The organism is Burkholderia sp. MSMB1078WGS (genome assembly GCF_001528895.1).
Lineage (GTDB): Bacteria > Pseudomonadota > Gammaproteobacteria > Burkholderiales > Burkholderiaceae > Burkholderia.
On the sequence record NZ_LPDI01000068.1, the window covers coordinates 1 to 22,074 of the forward strand.

Here is a 22,074-nt window from a genome sequence, read left to right on the forward strand (position 1 = left end):
CGAACAGGACCGTGAAACGACTCTACGCCGATGATAGTGCGGATTCCCGTGTGAAAGTAGGTAATCGTCAGGCTCCCCTCAAGACAGAAACCCCCGCCCGAAAGGCGGGGGTTTTTGCATTTGTGCGACGGAAATCACTACCGCATCAATCGCAACATCAAATCCGCCTCAATCGCCCCTATCTCCGGCGATTCAAGCGATTATTGATCGCATCTTCGATCAAGATCGCAACTTCCCTCCGCTAGTCGTACCGTCCGTCTTCGGATCGTCCGGCCAATACTGCCCGTCCGGCCACGGTGTTGTGATGGTCGACGATAGGCGATGTTGATCAACGATAATCAGTAAATGCTGCTTTCTGACGAAAAAAATCCCACTTTGTCTGGCCGCTCTTCGATGCACCGCGTCCCGGGCATCACGCAGCGAACGCAGCGCAAAATCGTCACAAGAAATCTATGCGCATAAAGTTCGTTCACGGGACATGCTCGGCAGAGCGAGGAGCAACTCCTTCGGGGTAATATCGCCGTTCGTCCCGATCTCACGGTGCTTGTCTGCATCCGCCGGCGGTCGGCGTCTTCTTTTGCATTCCATCTCCTGCATCGTTCATGACTGACAGCCCCGCCCAAAGTGGTCGGACGACCGACTTCTTGCCATATCTCGTCGCCGCGACGTTCTTCATGGAGTATCTCGACACGACCGTGATCGCGACCGCGCTGCCGCAAATGGCCAGCTCGTTCGGCGTTGGGCCGAACGCACTGAGCCTCGGGATGACGGCTTACATGTTGGCGCTGGCGGTGTTCATTCCGATCAGCGGTTGGATCGCGGATCGCTATGGCTCGCGGACGGTCTTCGCGAGCGCGATTGTCGTCTTTACCGGCGCGTCGGTGCTGTGCGGGCTATCCGAAGGCGTGATGTCGTTCACGGCTGCCCGGCTGCTACAGGGCGTCGGCGGGGCGATGATGGTGCCGGTCGGGCGAATGATCGTCGTGCGGAGTACCGAGAAGGCGAGGCTGATGCGTGCGATCGCGACGATCACGTGGCCGGGCATCGTCGCGCCCGTCGTCGGGCCGCCGGTCGGTGGCTTCATCACGACCTATGCATCGTGGCGATGGATCTTCCTGTTGAACGTCCCGTTCGGCGTTGCTGCGCTCGTTTGTACCTGGTTGATCGTTCGGAACACGCGGGCCGACGAGCAACGGCCGCTCGACTGGGTCGGTTTCGTGTTGGCTGGCGGCGCATTGACCTGCCTGCTGATCGGCACCGAAGCAGCCGGCCAGCAGGATGTCGACTTCACGCGCGCGGGCGTCCTGGTGGGGGCAAGCGTGCTGTTCGGCATCGCCGCATGGTTGCATGCGCGACGCTGCGCACATCCGCTGCTCGATTTCACGACGCTGAAAGTGCCCACGTTCTCAGTGACGGTGATCACCGGCTCGATCACGCGGATCGCGATCAACGCCGTCCCATACCTGCTGCCGCTGCTGTTCCAGATCGGCTTCGGGCTGTCGCCGTTCCAGTCGGGGCTGTTGTTGCTCGCCAGCGCGCTCGGCAATCTCGGGATGAAGGCAGGCACATCGTGGATCCTCGACCGTTACGGCTTTCGGCGCGTTGCGCTCGTCGACGTGACGATCGTCGGCATCTTCACGATCACATGCGGCTGGCTGACCGCGTCGACATCGCTGGCGATCACGCTGTTCGTCGTATTCGTCTACGGACTCACGCGGTCGATGCAGTTCACGACGCTCGCGACGCTGGCTTATGCGGATATCCCGGCTCAGCAGACGAGCGCGGCCAGCACGCTGTGGAGCGCCGCGCAGCAGATGACGATCGGGATGGGGATCGCGTTCGGTGCATTGTCGCTGCGGCTCGCGGCATGGGGGCGCGGCGATGGGGCCGGCATGCACTACGTGCTCGACGATTTCCGCTGGGCGTTCGTTGCGGCGGGCGTGCTCGCGCTGCTGACGTTGCCGGGCTACGCCCGGCTGGCTTCCGATGCCGGCGATCGGCTGCGGGCCAACGTGGCGCGCGGATAGGCCGGACTGCAAATCGTATTGGCGGGGAGACGGGGGAGGGCGCGTATTTTTCGGCGTTCACCGGAAGCGCTGATGCGTGGCGGCCGCGTTCGCTCGACGGTCGGCGCAACCGGTCTTCCGTCACTCGGGCGAGTCGGCCTTCCGGCCGGCCATGCTTGGTCGGTTCGTGTTCCGAACGACGACGTGCGATGCAGGGACGAGCGTGAATGCGATGCGCAATGAGCGGCGCGGCAGCAGCGCAGCTGTTTCGATTTTCGCTACTGCGCGTCATGAAAGATGATGCCGACCGTGTGGCGGTGGCCGCTTCGAATCCGGCTGACGCCATGACGCAGGTTGACGCGATAGACGCCGCGGGTTCCCTGCACAGGCCGGCCGTGTACCGCGAAGATCACAGCATCACCTTGCGTCAGCGGCACCACTTCCGCACGTGACTGCATGCGTGGTCGCTGTTCCGTCAACACGAACTCCCCGCCACTGAAATCGCGGCCTGGCGCCGACAGCAGGATCGCGACCTGCAGCGGAAACACGTGGTCGCCATACAGGTCCTGGTGGAGGCAGTTGTAATCGTCGGCGCCGTATTGCAGGATCAGCGGCGTCGGTCGCGTCTGCCCCGCCGCGTGGCAGCGATCGAGGAACGTCGCATGGTCTTTCGGATAACGGACGTCGATTCCGAGCGCCTGGTTCCAGCGATTCGCGACCGGCGCGAGATGCGGATAGATCGTCGCGCGCAGTTCGGCGATGACGGCTGGCAGCGGATACGCGAAATACTTGTACTCGCCGCGGCCAAAGCCGTGCCGCGCCATCACGACACGTGAACGATAGAGTGCATCGCGCGGATAGAGCGACGCGAGTGCATCGCACTCACTCGCCGACATCAGGTCCGGTACGCGCGCGCATCCGTAGCGATCGAGTTCCGCCTCGATGCCCGGCCAGTCGAGGGTGCCGACGCGTTGTGCGATGTCCAGCGGTTCGACGGCAGGTTGCAGATCGGCAATGTTCACGGGCATACCTCGGGGTATCGGCAGTGTGGCGCCGTGCGATCGCGCACGGTCGAATTCACGAAAGTTGACGAACCCAGTCTAGCGGTGTCCGTGTGCCGGTACGCTCCAGATCTTGCGCTTTAATTCGGATGGGAAAACGTTGTAGGCACGGCATCGACACACTAAATGCAGTGACGTGACGTGACGTGACGTGACGTGACGTGACGTGACGTGACGGAGAGGCGGAGAGGCGGAGAGGCGGAGAGGCGGAGAGGCGGAGAGGCGGAGAAGCGGAGAAGCGGAGAAGCGGAGAAGCGGAGAAGCGACAGATCCGACCTGCCGCGGCGGGTGGCCGGCTATCGCCCGCCACCCGCCGCATCGCCGATCAAGCCAGCGACCGGAACAACCAGTAAAGCCCTGCCGCCAGCGCGATCGACGCCGGCAGCGTCAGCACCCAAGCGAGGACGAGGCTGCGCACCGTGCTCCATTGCAGCCCGGAGCCGTTCGCTGCCATCGTGCCCGCGACGCCCGACGACAGCACGTGTGTCGTCGACACGGGCAGCCCATACATGTCGGCGGCGCCGATCGTCAGCATTGCGACGAGTTCGGCCGATGCACCCTGTCCGTACGTCAAATGCTGCTTGCCGATTTTTTCGCCGACGGTCACGACGATCCGCTTCCAGCCGACCATCGTGCCGAGACCCAGCGCGATCGCGACAGCGACCTTCACCCACGTCGGAATGAACTTGGTCGCGTGGTCGAGCTGTTTGCGATAGTTGTCGATCGCGAGCTTGTCGTCGGTGGCGAATGCGGGCTGGCCCGATTTCTCGATCAGGCGAATGGCTTCGGATACCAGATACATCGTGTTGCGCACGTTGTCGACGTCGCGCTGCGGCACGGCCGCCATCGAGCCCGACGCGCCGACGGCGGTCGCGAGCGACGTGGACAACTGCGCCACGGCCGGCAGCACGGCGGGCGTCAGTTCACGATGCTGCACGTAGTGTTCGACATCGGCGCGCGGATTCGAGGAAGGCGCGACGCCGTTCGTGTACTTCCCGAACGTCGCAGCCGCCTGGTTCGCGACCGCCACGAAGGTCTGCGATTCGGCGGGCGTGACGGCCTTGTTCAGTGCATACGCGGTCGGCACCGTGCCGATCAGGATCAGCATGATGAGGCCCATCCCTTTCTGTCCGTCGTTCGACCCGTGTGCGAACGACACGCCGGTGCAGGTGAGGATCAGCAGGCAACGAATCCAGAACGGCGGCGGCTGGTCCTTCGGCGGTTCCTTGTACAGCTCGGGAATCCGCACGACGGCCTTCAGCAGGAGCAGCAACAGCGACGCACACAGGAAGCCGACGATGGGCGAGAGCAGCAGCGACTTGCCGACGCCGAGCGCCTGGCCCCAGTCGACGCCGCTCGTGCCGGACGGCCCGTGCATCAACTGGTTCATCAGTCCGACGCCGATGATCGACCCGATCAGCGTATGCGAGCTCGACGACGGCAACCCGAAATACCAGGTCGCGAGGTTCCAGACGATCGCGGCGATCAGCAGCGCGAACACCATCGCGAAGCCCGAGCCGCTGCCGACCTGCAGGATCAGCTCAACCGGCAGCAACTGCAGGATGCCGAACGCGACGGCTCCGCTCGAGACCATCACGCCGAGGAAGTTCCACATGCCCGACCAGATCACCGCGACGTTCGGCGTGAGCGAGTGCGTATAGATCACGGTCGCGACCGCATTCGCGGTGTCGTGGAAGCCGTTGACGAACTCGAAGCCGAGGGCGATCAGCAGTGCTGCGCCGAGCAGCAGGTACGGGAACATCGACCCTTCGCGGACCGGCGACAGATCGTCGACCAGGTGCGTGGCGATATAGACGGCGCCAAGCACGAGCACCAGCAGGAAGACGGTATAGCCGATCTGCCGGGTGCGCGCGACGGAGGCCGAATTGTTCGGGGCGGACGAAGCAGGTTGATTCATGACGACATCTCGTAAGGGAACCTCGTTCGATCCTAGCTGCGGCTAGCAGTCAGTTTGATGACAGTCGGGATGACGAACGGTGTGTCTTACGGGATGTAAGGCGAGCGGCGGCATGCGAAGCGTCGGGGGCGCATCGTCCGCTCACATAGTGAACACGTCAGCGGCTTACGCGCCGGTGTCGCGCGGGTCATCGTCCGCCGTGGCCAAGGTCCAGCCGGCCGGTGATGCGACGAACGTCGTGCACGACAGCGGCGCGACGTCGAGGCGTGTGGCCGCCCCGGTACCCATCCGCAGCACATGCGCGATGGCTGCGCGGACGATCGGCGCATGCGTGATCGCGACGACGTCGCGATCGGGCGGCAGTGCGCTCAACCATGTGCCGACGCGATGCGCGGCGGCGTCGAACGATTCGCCGCGATGCGGCGACGCGGACGGCGTACCGATCCACGCCGCCAGTTCGTCAGGCAGGTCGCGCGCGAGATCGTGCAGCCGCTTGCCGCACCAATTGCCGTAATCGATGTCGCGCAGCGCATCGTCGATATCGGCGTGCAGTCCGAGTGCGTCGGCGGTCTGCCTTGCGCAGCGCGCCGGACTGCACAGCACGAGCGAGCCGGCACCGCTCGTCCAGCGGCCGCGCAGCGCAGTGGCTTCGGCCAGCCCGTGCGCGTCGAGCGGATCGTCGTCGGGAAACGTGCCGGTGCGCATTGCGCGGGTCGAGGCGTGTGCGATCAGGCGCAGCGAGGCATGCATGGTCATGTCGGTTGTCGGACGATCGGGAGTGATGCGCACTTGCCGGATGTCATCGCTTCAATACGCGAACGTTCGCGCGTACAATTCGCCCGATACGAAGCGCGGAAGCCGGTGCAATTCCGGCGCGGTCGCGCCACTGTAACCGGGGAATCGACGATCCCGGAAGCCAGACCTGCCTTCGTACCCATCCATCATTTGTCGGGGCGCGATTCCCCTGAGGTGCATCCATGAGCGAAGCAGTGCTGAAGCCGGCGGTCGTGCCGGCGCCCATTCCCGTCCGTGAACTGTTGCCGTGGGCCGTGTTCGTCGGCCTGATCCTGCTGCTCGCACTTTATTTCGTCGGTGCGGAACAGGGCGCGACGTCGCTCGTGCCAGGCATGTACGTTCACGAATTCGTCCACGACGGCCGCCATCTGCTCGGCTTTCCCTGCCACTGACGCGGAGTAAAAAGATGGTCGGAAAGCTGCTCATGCGCGGGATGCTCGCAGGCATCGCCGCGGGCCTCCTCACGTTCGGTTTCGCGAAAGTGGTCGGCGAACCGCAAGTCGATCAGGCGATCTCCCTAGAGGAAAAAACCGCCGCCGCTCAAGGCGAGGCGCCGGAACCCGAGCTGGTCAGCCGTCACACGCAGGCCGGCCTCGGGTTGCTGACGGGTGTCGTGACCTACGGCGCGGCATTCGGCGGGCTGTTTTCGCTGGTCTTCGCGTATGCATACGGACGAGGCAGTCGCCTGCCGGCACGGCCGCTGGCCGCGTGGCTCGCGCTGGCGGCGTTCGTCGCGCTCGTGATCGTGCCGAACCTCAAGTACCCGGCCAACCCGCCGTCGGTCGGCGACCCCGACACGATCGGCTATCGCACCGGCCTGTTCTTCCTGATGATCGCGATCTCGGTCGCGACGATGGTGTTCTCGGTCGGCGTGCGCCGCCATCTGCTGGCGAAGCTTGGCCAGTGGAACGCGTCGATCGTCGCGGGGCTCGTGTTCGTCGCGATCATCGCGGCCGTGCAGATCGGGCTGCCGTCGGTCAGCGAACTGCCGGCCGATTTCCCTGCGGCCTTGCTGTGGAAATTCCGCGTGGCGGCCATCGGCATGCAGGTGATCATGTGGACGACGATCGGCTTGCTGTTCGGCGCGTGGGTCGAGCGCGGCGAACGCGCGGGCATGCGCGCCGCCTGACGCGGGGACAACCGAACGCGCCTAGCGCAGCATGCGCGGCGCGCTCCACGTCGATTCGCGCGCCAGTGCGACGAATGCGGCCAGATAGTCGATCGATGCGTCCGCTTCGCGGATGCCGAGGAAGATCTGCTTCGCGATGCCCTGCTTGCCGAGCTTGACCGGCACGACCGGCATCCGGTCCGCGTACTCGTCGGCGAGCCATCGCGGCAGCGCGGCCACGCCGCGCCCGCTCGCGACCATCTGCAACATGATGTCGGTCGTCTCGATCGACTTGTGCCGCCGCGGCACGATGCCGGCCGGCGTCAGAAACTGGTTGTAGATGTCGAGCCGGTCGGTTTCGACCGGGTACGTGATCAGGATCTCGTCCGTCAGTTGCTCGGGGCTCACGTAGTCGACATTCGCGAACCGGTGCGAATCCGCGACCACCAGCACCTGTTCGTAGTCGAACACGGGATCGAAGCGCAGCCCCGGCTTGTTCAGCGGATCGGGCGTCACGAGCACGTCGATGTCGTAACCGAACAGCGCGCCGATGCCGCCGAACTGGAAGCGCTGCTTCACGTCCACGTCGACGTCGGGCCAGCACGACAGGTACGGCGATACGACCTTCAGCAGCCACTGGTAGCACGGGTGGCACTCCATCCCGATGCGCAGCGTGCCGCGCTCGCCCTTCGCGTACTGCTTCATCCGTTCCTCGGCGAGTTCGAACTGCGGCAGCAGCCGGTTTGCCAGCTTCAACAGATACTGCCCGCCCTGCGTGAGCCGCAGGCCGCGGCCTTCCCGGTCCCAGATCGGCGTGCCGAGCTGCTGCTCGATTTTCCTGACGGTATGGCTGAGCGCCGATTGCGTGAGGTGCAGCGCATTGGCCGCCGCGGTCAGCGAGCCCTGGCGCTCGACTTCGCGAATGACGACGAGATGGAATCGTTCCAGCATGGATCGCGCTCATGCAGCCAATGCATGAGAAATATTAATGGATGAATGAAATAATGCCATTTTATTTCATGGTTTGAAATCCCTATGATGGCTGCCGGATCTTCACCTTTTCTCTGGACGGCAGCTTCATGGTCACGACACACAACCTCGGTTTTCCGCGCATCGGCGCGAAGCGCGAACTCAAGTTCGGCCTCGAACGCTACTGGAACGGCGAATCGTCGCGCGACGAACTGACGGCACTCGGCGCCGAACTGCGCAGGCGTCACTGGCACGATCAGCGCGATCTCGATCTCGCGCCGATCGGCGACTTCGCGTTCTACGACCAAGTGCTCGACATGAGCTTCACGCTCGGCAACTTGCCGAAACGCGTGCAGGATTTCCACGGCGATGCGCTCGACAACTATTTCCGCGTCGCGCGCGGCCGTTCGGCGCGGTCGGCTCAGGAGCACGCCGCGTGCTGCGGCGGTGTCGCGGCCGGCGAAATGACGAAGTGGTTCGACACGAACTACCACTACATCGTGCCGGAGTTCCATGCGGACACGAACTTCTCGCTCGATCCGTCGCGTCTGCTGCAGCAACTGGCCGAAGCGAACGCGCAGGGTGTGCACGCGAAGCCGGTGATTCTCGGCCCGGTCACGTACTTGTGGCTCGGCAAGGCGAAGGACGATTCCGATCGTCTCGCGCTGTTGCCGAAGCTGCTGCCGGTGTACGGTGCGCTGATCGACACGCTGACCGCGCAAGGCGTCGAATGGGTGCAGATCGACGAGCCGATTCTCGTCACCGAGCTCGATGCCGAATGGCGCCACGCGTTCCGTACCGCGTACGCGGCGCTGGAAACTCGCCGCATCAAGCTGCTGCTCGCCACGTACTTCGGACAGCTCCAGGACAACCTGACGCTCGCGGCGTCGCTGCCGGTCGACGGCTTGCATATCGACGCGATCAATGCACGCGACGAAGTCGACGCGCTGGTGCGTGAACTGCCGGCCGATCGCGTGCTGTCGGTCGGCGCGATCAACGGCCGCAACATCTGGAAGACGGACCTGAACGCGACGCTGGATTGGCTCGAGCCGCTCGCGAAGCAACTGGGCGACCGGCTGTGGCTCGCGCCGTCGTGCTCGCTGCTGCACGTGCCGGTCGATCTCGCGAGCGAGGAGAAGCTCGACGCGGAAATCCGCTCGTGGCTCGCGTTCGGGCTGCAGAAGCTCGACGAACTGAAGGTGCTCGCGACCGCACTGAACGAAGGTCGCGACAAGGTGGTCGACGCGCTCGTCGCGAATGCCGCCGCGATCGATTCGCGCCGCCGCTCGCCGCGCGTGAACAACCCGGCGGTGAAGGCCGCTATCGCCCGCATCGACGCGCAGCTCGGCAACCGCGCGAGCCCCTATACGCAGCGTGCGTCGAAGCAGTCGGCGCGCCTGAACCTGCCGGCGTTCCCGACGACGACGATCGGCTCGTTCCCGCAGACCGCCGAAATCCGCCAGGCGCGCAGCCGGTTCAAGGCCGGCGCGCTGGACGAAGCCGGCTATCGCACGGCGATGCGGGCCGAGATTGAGCGCAGTGTCCGCGAACAGGAGTCGCTCGAACTCGACGTGCTCGTGCATGGCGAAGCCGAGCGCAACGACATGGTCGAATACTTCGGCGAACAACTCGACGGCTACGCATTCAGCCAGTTCGGCTGGGTGCAGTCGTACGGTTCGCGCTGCGTGAAGCCGCCGATCCTGTTCGGCGACATCAGCCGCCCGAAGGCGATGACGGTCGAATGGATCGCCTATGCGCAGTCGCTGACGGACAAGCCGATGAAGGGCATGCTCACGGGCCCCGTGACGATCCTGAACTGGTCGTTCGTGCGCGACGACCAGCCGCGCTCGGTATCGTGCTACCAGCTTGCGCTGGCGATCCGCGATGAAGTGCTCGATCTCGAGAAGGCCGGCGTGCGCGTGATCCAGATCGACGAAGCGGCGCTGCGCGAAGGGCTGCCGCTGCGCCGCGCGCAATGGAGCGAATACCTGCGGTGGGCGGTCGAGTCGTTCCGCATCGCCGCGAACGGCGTGCAGGACGATACGCAGATCCACACGCACATGTGCTATTCGGAGTTCAACGACATCATCGCGTCGATCGCCGACATGGACGCGGACGTGATCACAATCGAGACGTCGCGCTCGGACATGGAGCTGCTCGATGCGTTCGACGATTTCAAGTATCCGAACGAGATCGGGCCGGGCGTGTACGACATCCATTCGCCGAACATCCCGACGCAGGATCACATCGTCGGGCTGATGAGGAAGGCGGCCGAGCGGATTCCGGCGGAACGCCTGTGGGTGAACCCGGATTGCGGGCTGAAGACGCGCCAATGGGCGGAAGTGATTCCGGCGCTGACGAACATGGTCGCCGCCGCGAAGACGCTGCGCAATCAGATGCGCTAACCACGCAGCGGGTGCTGGGCGGCGCCGTCGCGATCGACGATCGGACGGAAAAAAATCGGCCCGCGGAAGAAGCGGGCCGATTTTCGTCACGCATGCATTTGCGTACCGCGTCGCGCTACGCGGTGCGTGTGCCGCGCGGCAGCGCGTCGTTCGTCTTGCCGGGCGCACCCGCATCGTCGATGCCGACGCGGCGCGCGATCAGCCACACGCACAGCGACGACAGTGCGGCGGCGCTCGTGTACTGGATCGCGAGCGGCCACCATTGCGGGGCCGTGTTCTGCGCGATCAGCGTCGCGACGAGCGGCGTGAGGCCGCCGGCGAGCGCGCCGCACACCTGATAGGCGATCGAGATCGCCGTATAGCGGATCCGCGCGACGAAGATGCCGCTGACGAAGCCCGCCACCACCGAGTAGTAGCCCGATTCCGCGAGCGTCGCGAGGCCGACGCCGACCGTGATCGACACCGGCGTTCCCAGGTGCACGAGCGGCAGCATCACGAACGGGACGATCATCGCCCAGGCGCCTGCGATCAGCAGCACGCGCGTGGTGCCGAAGCGCTGCGCGAGGAACGCGGCCGCAAGCTGTACGACGAACTGCAGTACCGCGACGATCGTCATGCAATGCAGCACCATCGACCGGTCGAGCGACAGGAACTGCGTCGCATAGCTGATCATGAAGATGTTGCTGAAATACACGCCGGCGATCCCGTACACGTTCGCGCCGATCGCGAGCAGCAGCAGCGGCCAGTACTTGAGCGCTTCGCGCAGCGGTTTTTGCGCGATGTTGCCGCTCTGCTTCACTTCCTCGAACTCGGGTGACTCCGACACGCTCGCACGGATCACGAAGCCAACGATCAGGAGCACCGAACTCGCGAGGAACGGCACGCGCCAGCCCCAGCTCATCATGTCGTCCTTCGACAGCGTGCTGATCGCGCCGAACGCGAGCATCGACAGGATCAGGCCGCTCGCGCTGCCGAGCTGCGCGAACGACGCGAAGAACGTACGCTTGCCTTCGGGCGCATGCTCGCCGGCCAGCAGCACCGCGCCGCCCCATTCGCCGCCGACCGCGATCCCTTGCAGCACGCGCATCAGCACGAGCAGGATCGGGGCGATCACGCCGGCTTGCGCATGGGTCGGCAGCAGGCCGATCGCGACCGTCGACACGGCCATCAGCATCAGCGTCGCGAGCAGCGAACGCTTGCGGCCGAAGCGGTCGCCGAGGTAGCCGAACATCACGCCGCCAAGTGGCCGCGCGAAGAAGCCGACTGCGAACGAGCCGAACGACGCGAGCAGGCTGATGAAGCGGTTTTCGCCGGGAAAGAACAGCGGCCCGAACACGATGGCGGCGGCGGTCGCGTAACTGTAGAAGTCATACCACTCGATCGTGGTGCCGACGAACGAAGCGAGCGCCGCCCGCTTCGGTTGTTTGACGGAAGTCCCCATCTTGATGCGTGCTCCTCTGGAATCCTCTGATTTGGAATGGTGGCGGTGCGGGGATCAGTCGCGGTACGCGACGCCCGGCAGCACGCACAGCAGCTCGTACGCGAGGTTCGCACCGAGCAGGGCCGTAGTGCCGAACGGGTCGTACGGCGGCGCGACTTCGACGAGATCGCACCCGACGATGTTCAGCCCCTTCGCGCCGCGGATGATCTCGAGCGCCTGCGGCACCGTGAGGCCCGCGATTTCCGGCGTGCCGGTGCCCGGCGCGTAGGCCGGATCGATGCCGTCGATGTCGAAGCTGATGTAGACGGGCGTATCGCCGACGCGCGCGCGCACTTCCTCCATCAGCGGCGCGAGCGACTTGTTCCAGCATTCCTCGGCCTGGACGACGCGGAAGCCCTGCTCGCGGCACCAGTCGAAATCCTCGGCCGCGTAGCCGGTGCCGCGCAGGCCGATCTGCGTGACCTTGTCGCCGTGCAGCAGGCCTTCCTCGACCGCGCGACGGAACGGCGTGCCGTGCGCGATCTTTTCGCCCATCATCGTATCGTTCACGTCGGCGTGTGCATCGACGTGGATCAATGCAACCTTGCCGTGCTTGCGGTGGATCGCGCGCAGGATCGGCAGCGCGATCGTATGGTCGCCGCCGAGCGTGATCGGCTTGCAGTCGTGCTCGAGAATCGCGTCGTACGCGGCCTCGATGCGGGCGATCGAATCGTGCAGGTTGTACGGATTGATCGCGACGTCGCCGATGTCGGCGATCTGCAGCGAATCGAAGGGGGCGGCGCGCGTGGCCATGTTGTACGGGCGCAGCAGCACGGATTCGGTGCGGATCTGGCGCGGGCCGAAGCGCGCGCCCGTGCGGTTGGACGTGCCGAGATCGAACGGCACGCCGACGAAACACGCGTCGAGGCCTTCGGCGCTGGCCACGTGCGGCAGGCGCATCATCGTCGCGATGCCGCCGCAACGCGGCATTTCATTGCCGCCGAGCGGCTGGAAATGGGTGTGGTCGTTCATGGGGTGTCTCTTCCGGGGTGGGGTTGCCGTATCATGCGACGCGGTCTGGCGCACAGTTTTACGCGCTCCGTCGGGAAAGAAGAATGCGAAGATATCGACGTAAACATCGATCGTCGTCGATGTATGGAAGGGGATGAACGTGCTGGGGAATCTGTCGACCCTCGATCTGCGGTTGATCCGCGTGTTTCTCGCGGTCACGGACGCGGGCGGCGTGTCGGCCGCGCAGGCCGTGCTGAACGTCGGCCAGTCCACGATCAGCGCGCAGTTGTCGTCGCTCGAGACGCGGCTCGGCTATCGGCTCTGCGAACGTGGCCGCAGCGGCTTCCGACTCACGCCGAAGGGCGAGCGGTTCCACGCGATGAGCCGCAAGCTGCTGGCGGCGCTCGACGAATTCGGGATGGCCGCGCGGCATATGGACCGCCAGTTGGTCGGCACGCTGAACATCGGCCTGATCGGCCATACGCCGGTGAGCCAGAATGCGCGGATCGCCGAGGCGATCGCCGCGTTCCGTACCCGCGACGAGGCCGTGCGCTTTTCGATATCGGTGCGTGCGCCCGGCGATCTCGAGGAGAAGCTGCTGAGTGACGAGATCCAGATCGCGGTCGGCTACTTCTGGCATCGCGTGCCGTCGCTGCACTACACGCCGCTGTTCGTCGAGCGTCAGGTCGCGTATTGCGGCCGCGGCCATCCGCTGTTCGACGGCGCGGGCGCGCTGACGCCGGCCGACGTCGCCGGCTTCGAATGGGCGTGGCGCTCGTATCCGCTGCCCGAGGCGCAACTGTCGACGACGCCCGACCGCGTGACCGCGACCGCCGACAACATGGAAGCCGTCGCGCTGCTGATCCTGTCCGGCCACCATCTCGGTTACCTGCCGCAGCATTTCGCGGCGCCGTACGTCGCGCAGGGGCTGCTCGCGCCGCTCAATCCGGAGCAACTGCGCTACGACGTGACGTTCCACATGGTCGTCGCGCGCAACGGCCGCGGGAATCCGCTCGTGGAGGCGTTTCTCGAGGATCTCGAGCGCGCGCATCAGTCATCCGACTTCGCATGACGGCGGGGCCGCCAACAATGTGAACGAGCGTTGCACCGGGGCAGATTGCCGCTCCGGCGCGCATCACGGCACGGGCAACCCCGCGTCGTGCTTCACCTCGCGCAGCGACAGCGCCGATTCGATCGACGTCACGCCCGGCAACATCCGCAGCGAATCGCGCAGGAACGTGCCGTAGTCGTCCAGGTCGCGCGCGACCACCTGCAGCAGGTAGTCGGCCGTGCCCGCGACGTTGTGGCAGGCCAGGATCCGCTCGATGCCGAGCACTTCCCGTTCGAACCGGTCGGCGACCTTGCGGTCGTGCGTCGCGAACCGCACGAGCACGAACGCGACCACGCCGAAGCCGAGCGCCTGGCGCGACAGCTGCGCGCGGTAGCGTTCGATGTAGCCGTCGGTTTCGAGGCGTTTCAGGCGACGAGCGCAAGGCGTCTCGGACAGCCCGACGGATTCGGCGAGCCGCGCGATCGGCAGGCGGCCGTCGCGTTGCACCGCAGCGAGGATCGCGCGGTCGGTTTTATCGAGGTCGATCATGTTGGCGGAATCCTTATTTCGATCTCGGAATTGTGGCGGATTCCCCTACGAATCGCCAATTATTCGCCAAAGATGGCCAATAATCCCTCGTCCTTCAACGGCAACATATCGTCATTGGAGGACGGGGCAGACCATGATTTCCACGCATTTGCTGTTGATTTATCTTGCCGCGCTGGCGGCCATTTATGCGGTGCCGGGGCCCGACATGGCGCTCGTGCTGCAGACCAGCATCGGCCGCGGCGTGCGGCCGGGGATGGCGGCGGCGGCCGGCCTGTCGCTCGCGCGCACCGTGCACGTGACGCTGTCGGCGTGCGGCGTCGCGGCGCTGATCCGCAGCGCGCCGTGGCTGTACGAGGCGATCCGCTACGGCGGCGCGCTCTATCTCGCGTATGTCGCGATCCAGGTGTTTCGCTCGCCGGTGTTCGCGCTCGGCGACGGCGATGCGGCGGCGGGCGAACTGCGGCAGTCGTTCGTGAAGGGGCTGCTGACCAACCTGCTGAATCCGAAGGCGCTGCTGTTCTGCTCGGTGCTGCTGCCGCAGTTCGTGCGGCCCGAGGCCGGGCCGGTCGTCTGGCAGATGTTCGAACTCGGCGCGCTGCTGGTGGCGGCCGGCGTGTGCTTCGACCTCGCATGCGTGTTCGGCGCGTCGCGCATCGCGGCATGGATGCGCGCGCATCCGCTGGCGCAGACGGTGCAGCGCTGGACCTTTTCCGCGGCGTTGATCGGTTTCGCACTGCGGCTGTCGATGGACTGAGCGTGGCCCTCGCATGGCCACCGCGCGGGTCGACCGACGTGGCGGCGGCCAAGCGACGATCGACGCCGGCCGCGCGCGATGCCGGCTCGCGCTCGTGCGCGTTGCCGCAGAAGGGCGTGCGCGCAAATCGTCTGACTGTTCTAAACTTCCTCTAGCTTCGCGCGATCGCGATCGCGAACGCGCCGTCGCCAACGCGTCGGCGCGAACCGACTGACCGAACGGAACCGTCTTCCGCAGGCTATGTCCGATTTCCTGGCTGTTCCGTGCAACGCGGTACCAAGGAGGGTCTGAACATGGCAAGGCATCTTCAAGCCGACCGTGAACCCCGCATCGTCGCCGAGTCCAAGTGTCTCGGCCAGTGCGATCCGGCAGAACGCATCCACGTCACGATCATGTTGCGGCGGCAGGAAGAGGGGCAACTCGATGCATTGGTTCACCAGCTCGCCACCGGCGACGCGCACGCAAAACCGCTGTCGCGCGATGCATTCGCGCAGCGTTTCTCCGCCAATCCCGACGATATCCGCAAGACCGAGGAATTCGCGCATCGTCATCAACTGACGGTCGATCGCGTCGACCCGGTCGAAAGCGTCGTCGTGCTGTCCGGCACGATCCGGCAGTTCGAAACCGCGTTCAGCGTGAAGCTCGAGCGCTTCGAGCATCGGGCGATCGGCCAGTATCGCGGCCGCTCGGGCCCGATCGCGCTGCCCGACGAGCTCGGCGATGCGGTGACGGCCGTGCTCGGCCTCGACAGCCGTCCGCAGGCGCGGCCGCACTTTCGGATCCGGCCGCCGTTCAGGCCGGCGCGCGGCGCGGCGGCCGTCACGTTCACGCCGATCCAGCTTGCGTCGCTGTACGACTTCCCGGCCGGCGACGGCGCCGGGCAATGCATCGCGATCGTCGAGCTCGGCGGCGGCTATCGCGCGGCCGACATCCAGCAGTATTTCCGCGGGCTCGGGATCGCGACGCCGCCGACGCTCGTCGACGTAAACGTCGGCACCGGCCGCAACGCGCCGACCGGCGAGCCGAACGGCCCGGACGGCGAAGTCGCGCTCGACATCGAAATCGCCGGCGCGATTGCACCGGCCGCGAAGCTTGCGGTGTACTTCGCGCCGAACAGCGACGCGGGCTTCATCCAGGCGGTCAACGCGGCCGTCACCGACAAGACCAACCGGCCTTCTGTGATCTCGATCAGTTGGGGCGGCCCGGAAGCGATCTGGCAGGCGCAGTCGGCACACGCATTCAACCGCGTGCTGCAGGCGGCCGCGGCGCAGGGGATCACCGTCTGTGCGGCGTCGGGCGACAGCGGCTCGGGCGACGGGCTGCAGGATGGCGCCGATCACGTCGATTTCCCCGCGTCGAGCCCGTACGTGCTCGGCTGCGGCGGCACGCAGCTCGACGCGCTGCCCGGGCAGGGCATTCGCAGCGAAGTCACGTGGAACGACGAGGCGTCCGGCGGCGGTGCGGGCGGCGGCGGCGTCAGTTCGCTGTTCGACCTGCCGGCATGGCAGCAGGGGCTCTCGGTTGCGCACGCCGACGGCAGCAGCGCACCGCTCGCGAAGCGCGGCGTGCCGGACGTGGCCGGCGACGCGTCGCCGCAGACGGGCTACGAGGTATCGATCGCCGGCACCCCGGCGGTGATGGGCGGCACGAGCGCGGTCGCGCCGTTGTGGGCCGCGCTGATCGCGCGGATCAACGCGGCGGCCGGCGCATCGGCCGGCTGGATCAATCCGACGCTGTACAAGAACCCGGGCGCGCTGCGCGACATCACGAAAGGATCGAACGGCACGTATGCGGCCGCGTCGGGCTGGGATGCGTGCACGGGCCTCGGCAGCCCGAACGGCGCGCAGCTCGCCACGATCCTCGCGCGCAAGCCGTCGAGCTGACGCGCCGGCGCACGTCTTTCCGTTCGACGCGGGTGGTCTGCCCGCGTCTTTTTTCACCTCCAGGAGCAGCACGATGGGCATCGATTCCGCATCTTCCGGCGGCGTGTATCCGCTGCATCACGGCGACCACAATTCGCATGGCGTGCCGCCGACCATCAACCCGGTCGCGCTGAGCCACGGCCGCGACCAGCCGTTCTTCGATCCGGTCGCGTACGGCAACGGCCCGGACGACTCGGTGACCGACACGACCGAGGCGGCCGCGATCACGCACCACACGATCCTGATCGACGGAAAGCGCATCGCGTACACGGCGACGGTCGGCCATCTCGTGACGGTCGATCCGAGCAGCTCGCAGCCGGCCGCGAAGATCTTCTACGTCGCGTTCACGGCCGACGGCGCGAAGGAAGAAACGCGGCCCGTGACGTTCTTCTATAACGGCGGGCCCGGTTCGTCGTCGGTGTTCGTGTTGCTCGGCTCGTTCGCGCCGAAGCGCATCAAGACGTCGATGCCGGGTTTCACGCCGCCTGCGCCGTACCAGATCGAAGACAACCCGGACAGCATGATCGACCACAGCGACCTGGTGTTCATCAACCCGGTCGGCACCGGCTATTCGGCGGCCGTCGCGCCGCACAAGAACCGCGATTTCTGGGGCGTCGACCAGGATGCGAATTCGCTGAAGCAGTTCATCAAGCGCTACCTGACGAAGAACAACCGCTGGAATTCGCCGAAATATCTATTCGGCGAATCGTACGGCACTGCGCGCAGCTGCGTGCTCGCGTACAAGCTGCACGAGGATGGCGTCGACCTGAACGGCGTCACGCTGCAATCGTCGATCCTCGATTACCGGCAGGCCGGCAACCCGGTCGGCGCGCTGCCGACCGCCGCGGCCGACGCGTGGTATCACAAGAAACTCGGCATCAAGCCGCCGCCGAGCGATCTCGGCGCGTTCGTCGAGGAAGTCGCGCAGTTCGCGCGCACCGACTACCTGGCCGCGCTGCGCGCGGCGCCGCACGCGAACCCGGCCACCGTGCAGAAACTGTCGCAATACACGGGCATCGATACGGCGACGCTGCAATCGTGGGGGCTCGATATCGCGGGCTACGACACGCGCGGCAACTCGCTGTTCCTGACGACGCTGCTGCATGCGCAGGGGCTCGCGCTCGGTTCGTACGACGGCCGCGTGACGGGGATCTCATCGGGCATCGCCGGCAAGATCGACCCGAATTCGGGAGGCAACGATCCGACGATGACGGCCGTGACGGGTGTCTATACGGCGATGTGGAACAGTTACCTGAACGAGCAGTTGAAATTCACGTCGAATTCCGCGTTCACGGACCTGAACGATCAGGCGTTCCAGAACTGGGACTTCAGCCACATCGACCCGACCGGCGCGCAGCAGGGCATCGACGCGAAGGGGAACGTGATCCTCTACACGGCCGGCGACCTCGCCGCGGTGATGGCGCTGAACGTCGACCTGAAGGTGCTGTCGGCGAACGGCCTCTACGACTTCGTCACGCCGTTCTACCAGACCGTGATCGACCTCCAGCAGATGCCGCTGGAGGACCAGAAGGTGCGGCAGAACCTGTCCGCGCGGTTCTATCCGTCGGGGCACATGGTGTATCTCGACGGTGGTTCGCGCACCGCGCTCAAGCGCGATCTCGCGACGATGTATGACGCAACGGTCAGCGATACGGGCGCGCGGATGCGGATTCGTGCGCTGCAGGCGAAGAAGACGGGTGGCAACGCGTAGCGCTGCCGGTCGCGCCCGTGCCGCGCGAAACCGTTCGGGTTTGCGCGGCGCAGTGGTGCCGCGCCGTTGATCAGCCGCAGTGGCCGGGTTGCGCGACCGGCCAGTCGAACATCGTGTACGGCAGTGCGCGCTTGTGGCGCGAGCCGTCGTAGAAGCGCAGCACCGTTTCGTAGACGCGGTCGGCGACCGGCTTGCCTTCGAGGAAATCGTCGATCTCGTCGTAGGTCACGCCATACGCGTGCTCGTCGGGGCGCAGCGGGCGCAGCTCCTCGAGGTCGGCCGTCGGCACCTTCATCACGATCAGCTCGTCGCCGCCGAGCGCGCGCGCCACGCCGCGCACGCGACGCTTGCTCAGGCCCGCGAGCGGCAGGATGTCCGCGCCGCCGTCGCCGAACTTCGTGAAGAAACCCATCAGCGATTCGGCCGCGTGGTCGGTGCCGATCACGATGCCGCGCCGTGCGCCGGCCACCGCGTACTGCGCGATCATGCGCTCGCGCGCCTTGATGTTGCCGTGCACGAAATCCTGCTGCGCGGGCGTTTCGAACGCGTGGCCGGACGCGACCAGCGAACGGAGCATCGCATCGGCGGCCGGCTTCACGTCGACCGTCAATACCTCGTCCGCGCGCACGAACGCGAGCGCGCGCTGCGCATCGTCTTCGTCGTTTTGCACGCCGTTCGGCAAGCGCATCGCGATGAAGCGCGCATCGTAGCCTTCGGCGCGCAGGCGCTCGACCGACAGTTGCGCAAGCCGGCCGGCCGTCGACGAATCGACGCCGCCGCTGATGCCGAGCACGTAGGTCCGCAGGCCGGTCGAACGAAGGTACTGCGCGAGGAAATCGACGCGGCGATCGATTTCGGCTTCGGCGTCGAAGTGCGGCGCGACGTTCAGTTCGGCAATGATCGCGCGTTGGCGGCTGGCGTAATCGGCGGATGTCATGAGTGAAGTTCCGGAACGAAATGCAAGGCGCACATCATAAGCGCAATCGTGGCGTGCCGCCGCGCCGGGCCTGCGATCCGGCGGTTTCGCGTTGCTTCGGCGAGACGCGGCGCATCGCCGTGGTGCGCGGTGCGCCGGGCGGGCGGCGCGAAGGGCATCCGGGCGGCGCCCGATGGCCGGGTCAGCGCCGCGCGAGCACGACGCCCACCAGCGCGAGCGCGAAGCCGGCGAGCTGGATCGTCGCGAGCGTTTCGCCGAACAGCCCGTAACCCTGCAGCGCGGCCAGCGGCGGCGCGAGAAACAGCAGCGACGTCGCGCGCGCCGCATTGCCGCGCCGCAGCATCCACATCAGCATCGTGACCGCGCCGCCGGACAGGAACACGACGCCCCACACGAGCGATATCCACAGCGCCGGCGCGCCGATCCAGCGGGTTTCGTGGAGCAGCACGACGAAGGCGGCCGCGACGATCGCCGCGCCGAAGTTCTGCACGGCGACCGCCGTGCGCAGATCGCTCTGCGCGAGCTTGCCTTTCTGGTACAGCGAGCCGGCGGTGATCGATCCGACCGCCAGAACCGACACGGTGACGACGAGCCACGCAGGCGCCGCGCCCGGCGGCGGCGCGACGCCGCCCGTGACTTTCGGCGCGAGCACGAGCGCGACGCCGGCCAGCCCGAGCGCCATCCCGAGCCAGCCGCGCGCGGGCAGGCGTTCGTTGAACAGCGGGACCGCGAGCACGGCGGTGGCAAGCGGCTGCAGCGCGCCGAGCAGCGCCATCACGCCCGCATTCAGCCCTTGTGCGACGGCCCAGTAGCTCGCACCGAGATAGACGCCTTGCAGCAGCGCACCGGCGATCAGGTGGCGCGGCCATTCGCGGCGGGCCGGCCACGGCGCGCGCGCGACGAGCGCCACCACGCCGAACAGCGCGGCCGTGCCCGCGAAGCGCGCGAGCAGGAACAGGTTCGGATCGGCGTAAGGCTTGATCGCCCGGGCAACGATGAAGCCGGTGGACCAGAGCGCGACGAAAGCGGCGGCGACGATCGAGGTAAGCATGCGTGACGGGCCGCGAGGCGGCCGGACGGAACCGGAAAGTCGGCCAGTATCGGCCGAAGCGGCGCCGGCGTCTTGTCGAATCCTGCACTCGGGCCGCGCGGCGTGCGATCGTGCCGGCGGTCATCGCGCCGGTGTGCGGGGCGGCGGGGCGGCGGGGACGAGCAGCCGCCGCACGGCGCGGCGCGGACGGGGCCGCGGCGACGGTCAGTCGATCGAGAACGTGTCGAGCGGCTGGTTGGCGCGCGCGTCGGTCGCGAAGCGCGCGGCGAGCTGTTCGTAGAGCCGGCGCGCTTCGTCGAGCGTCAGGTCGATCCAGTACGGATCGCCTGCCGCGTCGTTGAGGCGTTCCGGCGGGAACTGGATTTCGATCACACTGCCTTTGCGATACATGGCGCGAGCCCCTTTGTCGGTCGTTCGTTCGGCGAAGCGCAAAGTGTAGCAACCGGCGCCGCGCGGATTCGCGCGCGCCAGACAATACAGAATTTCGCTTTCGGGAGGCGCGCCCGGCCGCCGCCCGGTTGCATTACCCGGCGCGGTCAAATGGTCGTCAAACGTCCGTAATACAATGGCCGGCTTACCCATTACCAGTCGCCTCGGGCGTACACGCGATGCTGGCGGAACAACGTCATCAATACATCCTGTCGGAGCTCGGACGGTCGGGCGCGTTGTCGGTCGCGGAACTCGTGCGTTCGCTCGACGTATCGCGCGAAACCGTGCGGCGCGACCTGAACGCGCTGGCCGCGCGCGGCCTGCTCGTGATGACGCACGGCGGCGCGCTGGCCGCGGATCGCCGCGAGCCGAGCCTGTCCGAGCGCGAAGCCGCGAACGCCGACGCGAAGCGCACGATCGGGCGGCGCGCGGCCGAATTCGTGCCCGACGATGCATCGGTGCTGATCGATTCGGGCAGCACACCGCACGCGGTCGCGCTGGCGCTCGCCGATCGGCACCGGCTGTCGATCTACACGAACGACTGGCGTACCGCGTTCGTGCTCGCGCGGCGCAACGGCAACCGCGTGACGTTGCTCGGCGGCGAGCTGTCCGACGACGAGGACGCCACGTTCGGTCTCGACACGATCCATCAGCTCGCGCAATACCACGTCGATTTCGCGTTCGTCGGCGCGGGCGGCATCACGCCCGACGGCGAGTGCACCGACTACTCCCGGCTCGCGGCCGAAGTGCGCAGCCGGATGATCGCGGCGGCGGGTACGGCGATCATCGTCGCCGACCACTCGAAATTCGGCCGCGTGACGCCGGTGCGGATCAACGGCGCGGCCGCCGCCCGCTATCTGGTGACCGAGCGCGCGCCCGACAAGGCCGTGCGGCGCGCGCTGACGGCGCGCGGGATCGAGCTGCTCGTGTGCGACTGACGCGCGTCCGACATACAAGGTTCATCGAACGGTCATCGT

Annotated in this window: 19 protein-coding genes and 1 riboswitch; of the genes, 9 read left to right on the top strand and 10 right to left on the bottom strand. The window is 66.5% G+C overall.

Annotated elements, in window-relative coordinates; genetic code table 11:
* Nucleotides 1-602 precede the first annotated feature (602 nt).
* Nucleotides 603-2,027 (top strand): DHA2 family efflux MFS transporter permease subunit, encoded by a 1,425-nt coding sequence (locus WT24_RS16485; RefSeq protein WP_060034902.1) that lies wholly within the window; start codon nt 603-605, stop codon nt 2,025-2,027.
* Between the two features lie 257 nt (nt 2,028-2,284).
* On the opposite strand, the gene WT24_RS16490 is transcribed toward WT24_RS16485, so the two are convergent.
* The 3 genes from WT24_RS16490 to WT24_RS16500 all read right to left on the bottom strand — a co-directional run bounded on the left by WT24_RS16490 (nt 2,285) and on the right by WT24_RS16500 (nt 5,741).
* Complete coding sequence (locus WT24_RS16490; protein WP_179949361.1) at nt 2,285-3,028, bottom strand: 2OG-Fe(II) oxygenase; 744 nt, start codon at nt 3,026-3,028, stop codon at nt 2,285-2,287.
* Between the two features lie 364 nt (nt 3,029-3,392).
* Entirely contained in the window at nt 3,393-4,985 is a 1,593-nt protein-coding gene (locus WT24_RS16495) for an inorganic phosphate transporter (RefSeq protein WP_059500526.1), read from the bottom strand.
* Nucleotides 4,986-5,150: 165 nt separating this feature from the next.
* Nucleotides 5,151-5,741, bottom strand: coding sequence for a histidine phosphatase family protein (locus tag WT24_RS16500; protein WP_060034908.1), 591 nt, complete (start codon nt 5,739-5,741; stop codon nt 5,151-5,153).
* A 45-nt stretch (nt 5,742-5,786) separates the two neighbouring features.
* Nucleotides 5,787-5,930, top strand: a riboswitch (cobalamin riboswitch).
* Between the two features lie 32 nt (nt 5,931-5,962).
* Between WT24_RS16500 and WT24_RS16505 the strand changes: the two genes are divergently transcribed.
* Together WT24_RS16505 and WT24_RS16510 are read left to right on the top strand one after the other, a co-directional pair.
* Entirely contained in the window at nt 5,963-6,172 is a 210-nt protein-coding gene (locus WT24_RS16505; protein WP_006488502.1) for a CbtB-domain containing protein, read from the top strand.
* A 14-nt stretch (nt 6,173-6,186) separates the two neighbouring features.
* Nucleotides 6,187-6,909 (top strand): CbtA family protein, encoded by a 723-nt coding sequence (locus tag WT24_RS16510; protein ID WP_060034910.1) that lies wholly within the window; start codon nt 6,187-6,189, stop codon nt 6,907-6,909.
* Between the two features lie 21 nt (nt 6,910-6,930).
* Here WT24_RS16510 and WT24_RS16515 read toward each other — a convergent pair whose 3' ends face one another.
* Nucleotides 6,931-7,839: a LysR family transcriptional regulator gene (locus tag WT24_RS16515; protein ID WP_059789278.1), complete on the bottom strand. Its 909-nt coding sequence runs from the start codon at nt 7,837-7,839 to the stop codon at nt 6,931-6,933.
* 128 nt (nt 7,840-7,967) lie between these two features.
* Here WT24_RS16515 and metE point away from each other — a divergent pair, with 128 nt between their 5' ends.
* Nucleotides 7,968-10,262 carry a 5-methyltetrahydropteroyltriglutamate--homocysteine S-methyltransferase gene (gene metE, locus WT24_RS16520; protein ID WP_060034913.1) on the top strand — a complete coding sequence of 765 codons (2,295 nt, stop codon included), beginning with the start codon at nt 7,968-7,970 and terminating at the stop codon, nt 10,260-10,262.
* Nucleotides 10,263-10,377: 115 nt separating this feature from the next.
* Here metE and WT24_RS16525 read toward each other — a convergent pair whose 3' ends face one another.
* Together WT24_RS16525 and speB are read right to left on the bottom strand one after the other, a co-directional pair.
* The gene (locus WT24_RS16525) at nt 10,378-11,703 is read right to left on the bottom strand and encodes an MFS transporter (RefSeq protein WP_059500530.1); all 1,326 of its coding nucleotides are present in this window, start codon (nt 11,701-11,703) and stop codon (nt 10,378-10,380) included.
* Between the two features lie 54 nt (nt 11,704-11,757).
* The gene (gene speB / locus WT24_RS16530) at nt 11,758-12,714 is read right to left on the bottom strand and encodes an agmatinase (RefSeq protein WP_011353980.1); all 957 of its coding nucleotides are present in this window, start codon (nt 12,712-12,714) and stop codon (nt 11,758-11,760) included.
* 139 nt (nt 12,715-12,853) lie between these two features.
* Here speB and WT24_RS16535 point away from each other — a divergent pair, with 139 nt between their 5' ends.
* Nucleotides 12,854-13,765, top strand: a complete 912-nt coding sequence (locus WT24_RS16535; RefSeq protein WP_059500577.1) for a LysR family transcriptional regulator — start codon at nt 12,854-12,856, stop codon at nt 13,763-13,765.
* Between the two features lie 63 nt (nt 13,766-13,828).
* Here the strand turns inward: WT24_RS16535 and WT24_RS16540 are convergent, their stop codons facing one another.
* Nucleotides 13,829-14,293: an Lrp/AsnC family transcriptional regulator gene (locus tag WT24_RS16540; protein WP_059500532.1), complete on the bottom strand. Its 465-nt coding sequence runs from the start codon at nt 14,291-14,293 to the stop codon at nt 13,829-13,831.
* A gap of 133 nt (nt 14,294-14,426) precedes the next feature.
* Between WT24_RS16540 and WT24_RS16545 the strand changes: the two genes are divergently transcribed.
* From WT24_RS16545 to WT24_RS16555, 3 genes are all read left to right on the top strand, one after another.
* The gene (locus tag WT24_RS16545) at nt 14,427-15,047 is read left to right on the top strand and encodes a LysE family translocator (RefSeq protein WP_059500533.1); all 621 of its coding nucleotides are present in this window, start codon (nt 14,427-14,429) and stop codon (nt 15,045-15,047) included.
* A 293-nt stretch (nt 15,048-15,340) separates the two neighbouring features.
* Nucleotides 15,341-16,930 (top strand): protease pro-enzyme activation domain-containing protein, encoded by a 1,590-nt coding sequence (locus WT24_RS16550; protein WP_060034916.1) that lies wholly within the window; start codon nt 15,341-15,343, stop codon nt 16,928-16,930.
* A gap of 73 nt (nt 16,931-17,003) precedes the next feature.
* Nucleotides 17,004-18,680, top strand: a complete 1,677-nt coding sequence (locus WT24_RS16555) for a S10 family peptidase (RefSeq protein ID WP_059500535.1) — start codon at nt 17,004-17,006, stop codon at nt 18,678-18,680.
* Between the two features lie 70 nt (nt 18,681-18,750).
* Here WT24_RS16555 and nadE read toward each other — a convergent pair whose 3' ends face one another.
* The 3 genes from nadE to WT24_RS16570 form a co-directional block, all read right to left on the bottom strand.
* Nucleotides 18,751-19,617, bottom strand: a complete 867-nt coding sequence (gene nadE, locus WT24_RS16560) for an ammonia-dependent NAD(+) synthetase (RefSeq protein ID WP_059789275.1) — start codon at nt 19,615-19,617, stop codon at nt 18,751-18,753.
* 181 nt (nt 19,618-19,798) lie between these two features.
* Nucleotides 19,799-20,668: a DMT family transporter gene (locus tag WT24_RS16565; protein ID WP_060034918.1), complete on the bottom strand. Its 870-nt coding sequence runs from the start codon at nt 20,666-20,668 to the stop codon at nt 19,799-19,801.
* A 204-nt stretch (nt 20,669-20,872) separates the two neighbouring features.
* A complete protein-coding gene (locus WT24_RS16570) occupies nt 20,873-21,058 on the bottom strand; it encodes a hypothetical protein (protein WP_006480515.1) in 186 nt (61 codons plus the stop codon).
* Between the two features lie 218 nt (nt 21,059-21,276).
* Between WT24_RS16570 and WT24_RS16575 the strand changes: the two genes are divergently transcribed.
* Nucleotides 21,277-22,035 carry a DeoR/GlpR family DNA-binding transcription regulator gene (locus tag WT24_RS16575; RefSeq protein WP_006491117.1) on the top strand — a complete coding sequence of 253 codons (759 nt, stop codon included), beginning with the start codon at nt 21,277-21,279 and terminating at the stop codon, nt 22,033-22,035.
* The last annotated feature ends 39 nt before the right edge of the window (nt 22,036-22,074 follow it).

Excerpts from the sequence above, each read along its gene's own strand:
- WT24_RS16505 (WP_006488502.1), top strand. The coding sequence starts at position 5,963 with ATGAGCGAAGCAGTGCTGAAGCCGGCGGTCGTGCCGGCGCCCATTCCC.
- WT24_RS16510 (WP_060034910.1), top strand. The coding sequence starts at position 6,187 with ATGGTCGGAAAGCTGCTCATGCGCGGGATGCTCGCAGGCATCGCCGCG.
- speB (WP_011353980.1), bottom strand. The coding sequence starts at position 12,714 with ATGAACGACCACACCCATTTCCAGCCGCTCGGCGGCAATGAAATGCCG.
- WT24_RS16515 (WP_059789278.1), bottom strand. The coding sequence starts at position 7,839 with ATGCTGGAACGATTCCATCTCGTCGTCATTCGCGAAGTCGAGCGCCAG.
- WT24_RS16545 (WP_059500533.1), top strand. The coding sequence starts at position 14,427 with ATGATTTCCACGCATTTGCTGTTGATTTATCTTGCCGCGCTGGCGGCC.
- WT24_RS16570 (WP_006480515.1), bottom strand. The coding sequence starts at position 21,058 with ATGTATCGCAAAGGCAGTGTGATCGAAATCCAGTTCCCGCCGGAACGC.
- WT24_RS16555 (WP_059500535.1), top strand. The coding sequence starts at position 17,004 with ATGGGCATCGATTCCGCATCTTCCGGCGGCGTGTATCCGCTGCATCAC.
- WT24_RS16500 (WP_060034908.1), bottom strand. The coding sequence starts at position 5,741 with ATGACCATGCATGCCTCGCTGCGCCTGATCGCACACGCCTCGACCCGC.
- WT24_RS16495 (WP_059500526.1), bottom strand. The coding sequence starts at position 4,985 with ATGAATCAACCTGCTTCGTCCGCCCCGAACAATTCGGCCTCCGTCGCG.
- WT24_RS16565 (WP_060034918.1), bottom strand. The coding sequence starts at position 20,668 with ATGCTTACCTCGATCGTCGCCGCCGCTTTCGTCGCGCTCTGGTCCACC.
- WT24_RS16525 (WP_059500530.1), bottom strand. The coding sequence starts at position 11,703 with ATGGGGACTTCCGTCAAACAACCGAAGCGGGCGGCGCTCGCTTCGTTC.
- WT24_RS16550 (WP_060034916.1), top strand. The coding sequence starts at position 15,341 with ATGGCAAGGCATCTTCAAGCCGACCGTGAACCCCGCATCGTCGCCGAG.
- WT24_RS16485 (WP_060034902.1), top strand. The coding sequence starts at position 603 with ATGACTGACAGCCCCGCCCAAAGTGGTCGGACGACCGACTTCTTGCCA.
- WT24_RS16575 (WP_006491117.1), top strand. The coding sequence starts at position 21,277 with ATGCTGGCGGAACAACGTCATCAATACATCCTGTCGGAGCTCGGACGG.
- WT24_RS16540 (WP_059500532.1), bottom strand. The coding sequence starts at position 14,293 with ATGATCGACCTCGATAAAACCGACCGCGCGATCCTCGCTGCGGTGCAA.
- nadE (WP_059789275.1), bottom strand. The coding sequence starts at position 19,617 with ATGACATCCGCCGATTACGCCAGCCGCCAACGCGCGATCATTGCCGAA.
- metE (WP_060034913.1), top strand. The coding sequence starts at position 7,968 with ATGGTCACGACACACAACCTCGGTTTTCCGCGCATCGGCGCGAAGCGC.